This is a genomic window from Mycobacterium sp. TH-M106 (assembly GCF_057473765.1).
This window is the reverse complement of record NZ_JBYCLE010000259.1, coordinates 1-5,737: the sequence shown is the minus strand read 5'-3', so window position 1 is coordinate 5,737 and position 5,737 is coordinate 1. Positions and strand designations below refer to the sequence as shown.

Sequence of the window (5,737 nt, the reverse complement as noted above, 5' to 3'; positions counted from 1 at the left end):
CGCCTTGCAGGCACTGGCCACTGGATCGAGCAGCGCCAGCGGATCCGGCTCGTCATCGCTGAGCGCACTCGTGAATTCACTGGGGCTCAACATCTTCAGCCCGACTAACGCCACCTCCGATTCTGGGCTGTCCGGGTTCCTGAACAACGTCATCGCCGGGCAAGACAACTCAGCGGTAGCCGACTTTATGAACTCGAATTGGATGACCGCATTTTTATCGAATGGGGCGGTGGCACCGGAGATTTTGATCACCGACTTCCACGCGTTCGATTACCTTTTGATCTACGCGGTTCAGGACTTCGTGCAAAACACCCTGGCGACATCGGGCGCTGGCGGTGCTGACTCCTCGCTATTCGGGCAGATGGCGAACCTGTCGTCCGCACACCCGCTTGAGCCAATGGCCTCCCAGCCCATGGCTCCCCAGCCTATGGCCACACATTCCGGCGGCACAGCAATCCTCGCCGGGTCGCACGCCAATATCGGTAGAGCTGGCCTGGTCGGGCCGCTGTCGGTGCCGCCTAACTGGACTGCCGCGGCCCCCCAGGCGCAGACCGTCAATTCGCCCGCAACCGCACAAGCCGCTGCCCACATGCCCAGCCCCATCCTCAACACCGGCATACCACGCCTTACCGCAGCGCGGATGGCCCAGAGAACAGGAGACTACGAAGCACCCCCAACCCACGAACTGCCCACCAGAGCCCTCGCTACCCGCACGCCAGCCGGCGGCTAGCCTCGCAGTAGGCCAGGAGAGTCAGGAGAACAGCCCCGGCAGGCCTTCGATGAAGCCGATGTCGTCGGTGACCGCGCCCTGGAGCGCGCTCGAGATTCGCCCTGCCGCATCCTGGATGTCCGACAAGATCAGGAAGCTCGCTATCGAGGAGAGCCCGACGCTGCCGCCGATCGGGTCGGTGAAGTAGTCGAATGCCGCTTGCAGGTTGCCGCCAGCCAGCTGGTGAAACCCGGCGAGCTCCAGATTGACGGCCAAGGTCGGCAGAGCGGTGACGATGGCACTGGTGGTGTCCACCACCGGCATGAAGGTGTCCAGCGAAGCCGCGACCACAACGGCCAGCGCGTTGGTGTTCACGGCGAGCAGGCTCTGCAGTTCCGTTATGAGGTCGCTCGGGTTGAGATCCAGCGGCGTGACGGCCGGAACGGTGTTGCTCATAGACGCCGCGATGCTCGACGGTGAAATGCCTTTCAGGTCGGCCAGAAAAGCTTGGACGCCCTGTTCGGCCCCGGCGGCCAGGTTTTCCAGCACGGTGACCGGGTTGGCGTCCGGGAGCAGCCCGGACGCCGGGGTGGGCAGATTCGGATACTGGCTGTACGGCAGGTTGTCCGGACCGTAGCCCAGGTTGACCAGCACCTTCAAATCCGGCTGCAACAGGTCGGCGAACGCGTTACCCAGCGGGTTGCCCCGCAGCAGGTCCAGCAGCGGCAGATTCTCGGTGGGGATCATGTAGTAGGTGGTGTCGCCGTGGTAGTCCGGCGACGTGGGCCAGATAAACGCCTGGTCGACCAGCGATTTCGGGAAACCCGGTTCTAAGGCGTGCACGAACGGGATGCCGAACAGCGCGTTGACGTCGGCCAGCAGATCGAGCGGGTACCGCGGGAAATCGGCGAACCCGTCGTATTCGCCCTCGTACATGAAGGTCGGGTAGACGGTGTCGGTGGGTGTTGCGCCGAAGAAGGTGACGCCCAGCGACGGCAGGGTCAGCTGGGGGAGGCCTGGATAGTTGAACCGCTCCAGCATGCCGCCGTTGGGCAGGTCGGGATCACCGGTCATGACAAAAGCCAGCTGGTCCGCGCTCGGCGGGTTCGGGCCGGCGGCCAGCTTCTCCATTTCAAGGGTTTCTATGGTGGCACCCTGGGATTGGCCGTAGACCACGACGTTGTTGCCGTCGGCGAGCTGCCGGTTTATCGCTTCGTCAAGGATGGTGACACCGGCTTGCACCGAGGGGTCGAAGAATCCGTTGTGCGTGCCGGTTATCGGATACAGCTGCTGCGGTGCGCCCAGGGCCTGCGGAACGGTGTTGGGAAAATGCGGGTCGATGTAGACGGTGTGGACATTTTCCACGAGCGACGGCGGGAGTATCGGCAATCCGCTGCCGCTCAACTCGAGCGTCACGGTCTCGCCGGAGGTCAGCGCTACCTCGCGCACCTGAGCGCGGGGCTGCGGTGGTGCCGCCGGGGCGGCGACGATGACGGCGGCACCGATCAGCACGACGCCGGCGGTTGCGGAGCTTCGGGCAGCCGATTTCATGAGAGTTCCCTAGGGTCGCGGCGAAGACAAAGTCTGATGCTATCAAACAGATAGCCTGTGTAACGCAAACGGCACCTTGCAGTACACGCTTAGACTTGGTCTCATGTTGCCAACACGCAACCGGTCTGCTGATCTCTTGCGCCCCGCAGGACCACCAGTGAGGATGCCGTGGGCGATACCGTGACGCGAGGGGACGGTGGAGTGTGACCAAGGCCCGGATGGAGATCGACCACGACTTCGGCGCGGAAAGCAGGGGCGCGGTGGATTATTTCTATCTGATGTTGTGACTGCTGTGAGCTACGAGGACCGCGTCCGCTGGAATGAGCGATATGCGCGCCGGGGATCGCCGCCGGTCGACGCCGCCGGCCCGGCTGCGGTGTTCTTGCCCTACCAGGACGTGTTCCCGACCGCGGGCCACGCGCTGGACGTCGCGTGCGGCCAGGGGCTCGGCGCGGTGTGGCTCGCCTGCCGGGGTCTGGACGTGTGGGGGCTGGACGTGTCCGAGGTGGCCGTCGATCAGGCACGAGATCTCGCGCAGCGCCACCGTGTTGAGAAGCGCTGCCAGTTCGACACCGTCGATCTCGACGGCGGCCTGCCGGCGGGCCCACTCGTTGACATGATCTACTGCCATAGGTTTCGGGACCGCCGATTGGACCAGGCGATGACCGAACGGCTGGTGCCGGGTGGGCTTTTGGCGATCACGGTGCTCAGCCAGATAGGTGGAACCCCGGGGCCGTTCCGCGCTGCCGCTGGCGAATTGCGGACTGCGTTCGGCGACCTCGACGTGATTGCCGCGGGTGAGGGTCAGGGCCAGGCGTGGTTGTTGGCCCGCAAGCCTTAAATCTGCGCCGGCCCAGGCTCACCCGGGGTCGGCTCGGCCTCACCGGGAGGGTCGTCAACAGGCGGTGGGCCGACAGGCGCCCCGACCACTTCGGCGGGAGCCGGATCGGGATCTGGTGCGGGATCTGGTGCGGGCTCTGGTGCGGGCTCTTCCGGATCGATGCCGCCGAATGCAGCAGGTACGTCCATCGGCGCTTCCTGGTCGCTAACCCTGTCGGGTGCCATCGGCAGGAACATGTGATGGGTGAACTGGGGCTGGTAGGCGCCTCCGCCGCCGACTTTCACGCCGCCGGGCTCACCGCTGGACACCGGTGTACCGTCCGGCAATGTCACCGCCGTGTGGTGACTGTTCCACCCCACCACCAACGCGTCGGGGGCGGTCCCGTACTGGAAGCCGCGCGCCAGCAGGGCAGACTCCTCATTGGAGGTGTGGAATCTATTGCCGAAAGCCGGTCTGCCGCTTGCCACATTCGAGACCCATGAGGCAAGACCAGAACAGTCCGTTCCGGCCGGCGAATCACCACCAACGATGTAGGGTGTGCCGGAAACCTGCTGCACCAATGCCATTACCGCTTCAAGACCAAACACGAACTGGCACATTAACAATGAATGCCGACAATCACCAAAAACTGTTGTATGCATCACATTTGGCGATCGGAATGGCCTATGCTATATAGTCGGAGAAGTCAAGCTGCCACGCCGCAAAGCGGGCACCGACAAGCGTAGATCAGTGCCAGTCCGACGCAAGCACCCCGTCGTTTCCGTCGTCCCCGTCGTGCATCAGGCCTCGACGGTTGATTTCCACTGGATACCGGTGTCAGCCAAGACCAGGAGCATTGGGTCAGGATCGCACAGAGGTTGGCGTCCCCGGAGAGCACGAATACTGTCGGCAGCATCTGTCCTGCCCGGGGGTGCGCATTAGTGTCGACTCCGGCGTTGGTAGAAGTTCAACAGCTATCTGGCAGAAGTTGTTTGCGCCGCTCTCACCAGGTTGGAGCCGACGATCAACCGCTGAATCTCACTGGTGCCCTCGTAGAGTCGCAACAGTCGAACGTCACGGTAGATCCGCTCCACCGGCACATCGCGTATGTACCCGCTGCCACCGTGGATCTGTACCGCGAGATCGGCGACTTTGCCAGCCATTTCGGTGCAGAACAACTTGGTCGCCGATGGTGCGATTCTGCGGTCCTCGCCGGAGATCCATTTCCGTGCTGTGTCGCGGACTAGGGCTCGCCCGGCCAACACCCCGGTCTGCTGGTCAGCGATCATAGCCTGCACCAACTGAAAGCTTCCGATTGCGGTGCCGGCCTGCGTCGCAACGGCGGCGTACGTCACGGATTCGTCTAGTGCGCGCTGAGCCGTTCCGACGGCCACTGCCGCGATGTGAATCCGGCCGCGCGCCAGCGAGACCATTGCAGCCCGGTAGCCGACATCCTCGTCGCCGCCGATCAGGGCGTCGGCGGGTAGCCGGGCGCCTGAGAAGCTCACATCCGCCGTCCAGGCGCCCTGCTGGCCCATCTTGGCGTCTTTGACTCCGACTTCCACGCCTGCCGTATCCGCGGGTACCAAAAAAACGGCGATGCCGGTGCCATGCTCGTCGGCCGGTCGGGTGCGTGCGAAGACCACGAACAAGCCGGCGATGGGGGCGTTGGTGATGAATCGCTTCGTCCCCGAGATCAACCAACCACCACCGTCGCGAATGGCCTTGGTGCGCAGCCCGGCCGGGTTGGAGCCGGCACCCGGTTCGGTCAGCGCGAAGGCCGAGACAACCTCGCCAGATGCCAGCACCGGCAGCCAGCGGGACTTTTGCTCGTCGGTGCCGAATCCGGCCAGAACCTGTCCGGCGATGCCGTTATTGGTGCCGAACATCGACCGCACCGCCAGCGAGGTGTAGCCCAGTTCCATGGCCAACTCGACATCCTGGACCAGATCCAGGCCCAGCCCGCCCCACCGCTGGGGAATCGCGTAACCGAACAATCCCAACCGCTTGGCCTGGTCGCGGAGGTCATCCGGCACCCGGTCGTGGTCGGCGATCTCTTGCTCCCGCGGAATCGCCGCCGTGCGAACGAATCTGCGTGTTTGAGCGAGGATTTCGCTGAAAACGTCGTCGTCGACCGGGGTCTCGGCCATCCACTGCGCTCCATTCTCCAGGTGCTATCCGGGCCAGATCATATATGAAATATGATGTGCGATGATAGCGACCGGAAGCGACGGCAGATGGCAGGCGGGCAAGGCAAGGCAAGGCCAGGCAAGGCCAGGCAAGGCCAGGCAAGGCGAGGCCAGGCAAGGCGAGACTAGGAGGGTGGCAGAGTGGCGTTACTGGAGGGCCGGACGGCGGTGATCACCGGAGGTGCGCAGGGCCTAGGCTTCGCGATAGCGGAGCGGTTTGTCGCCGAGGGAGCCCGGGTGGTCCTCGGCGATGTGGACCGGGACGCCACCGAGGCCGCAGCGCATATGCTCGGTGACGACACCGCGGTGGCGATCCGAAGCGACGTGACGGTCTCAGATGATGTCGACGCGCTGCTGGCAGCTGCGGTTCAGCGGTTCGGGGGGCTGGACATCATGGTGAACAACGCCGGCATCACCCGCGACGCCACCTTGCGAACGATGACCGAGGACCAGTTCGACCAGGTGATC

At 64.2% G+C, this 5,737-nt stretch carries 6 protein-coding genes; 3 read left to right on the top strand and 3 right to left on the bottom strand.

All coding sequences use genetic code 11. The features are described 5' to 3' along the window. Nucleotides 1-730, top strand: a 730-nt coding sequence (locus AC2VOP_RS08970; protein WP_486960632.1) for a PPE family protein, SVP subgroup, incomplete at its 5' end; no start/stop codon positions are given. 21 nt (nucleotides 731-751) lie between these two features. On the opposite strand, the gene AC2VOP_RS08965 is transcribed toward AC2VOP_RS08970, so the two are convergent. Beyond that, complete coding sequence (locus AC2VOP_RS08965) at nucleotides 752-2,260, bottom strand: PE-PPE domain-containing protein (protein WP_486960631.1); 1,509 nt, start codon at nucleotides 2,258-2,260, stop codon at nucleotides 752-754. Between the two features lie 292 nt (nucleotides 2,261-2,552). Between AC2VOP_RS08965 and AC2VOP_RS08960 the strand changes: the two genes are divergently transcribed. Further along, on the top strand, nucleotides 2,553-3,101 hold the full coding sequence (locus AC2VOP_RS08960) for a class I SAM-dependent methyltransferase (RefSeq protein WP_486960630.1): 549 nt from the start codon (nucleotides 2,553-2,555) through the stop codon (nucleotides 3,099-3,101). Here AC2VOP_RS08960 and AC2VOP_RS08955 read toward each other — a convergent pair. Together AC2VOP_RS08955 and AC2VOP_RS08950 are read right to left on the bottom strand one after the other, a co-directional pair. Then, nucleotides 3,098-3,742, bottom strand: coding sequence for a peptidoglycan endopeptidase (locus tag AC2VOP_RS08955; protein WP_486960629.1), 645 nt, complete (start codon nucleotides 3,740-3,742; stop codon nucleotides 3,098-3,100). The genes AC2VOP_RS08960 and AC2VOP_RS08955 overlap by 4 nt on opposite strands. Nucleotides 3,743-4,054: 312 nt before the next feature. Continuing rightward, nucleotides 4,055-5,230, bottom strand: coding sequence for an acyl-CoA dehydrogenase family protein (locus AC2VOP_RS08950; RefSeq protein ID WP_486960628.1), 1,176 nt, complete (start codon nucleotides 5,228-5,230; stop codon nucleotides 4,055-4,057). Between the two features lie 180 nt (nucleotides 5,231-5,410). On the opposite strand from AC2VOP_RS08950, the gene AC2VOP_RS08945 reads away from it, so the two are divergent. Then, nucleotides 5,411-5,737: SDR family NAD(P)-dependent oxidoreductase (locus AC2VOP_RS08945; protein ID WP_486960627.1), on the top strand; the 327-nt coding region annotated here is incomplete at its 3' end.

Coding starts and splice junctions, on each gene's coding strand:
- AC2VOP_RS08955 (WP_486960629.1), bottom strand. CDS start 3,742: ATGCATACAACAGTTTTTGGTGATTGTCGGCATTCATTGTTAATGTGC.
- AC2VOP_RS08965 (WP_486960631.1), bottom strand. CDS start 2,260: ATGAAATCGGCTGCCCGAAGCTCCGCAACCGCCGGCGTCGTGCTGATC.
- AC2VOP_RS08950 (WP_486960628.1), bottom strand. CDS start 5,230: ATGGCCGAGACCCCGGTCGACGACGACGTTTTCAGCGAAATCCTCGCT.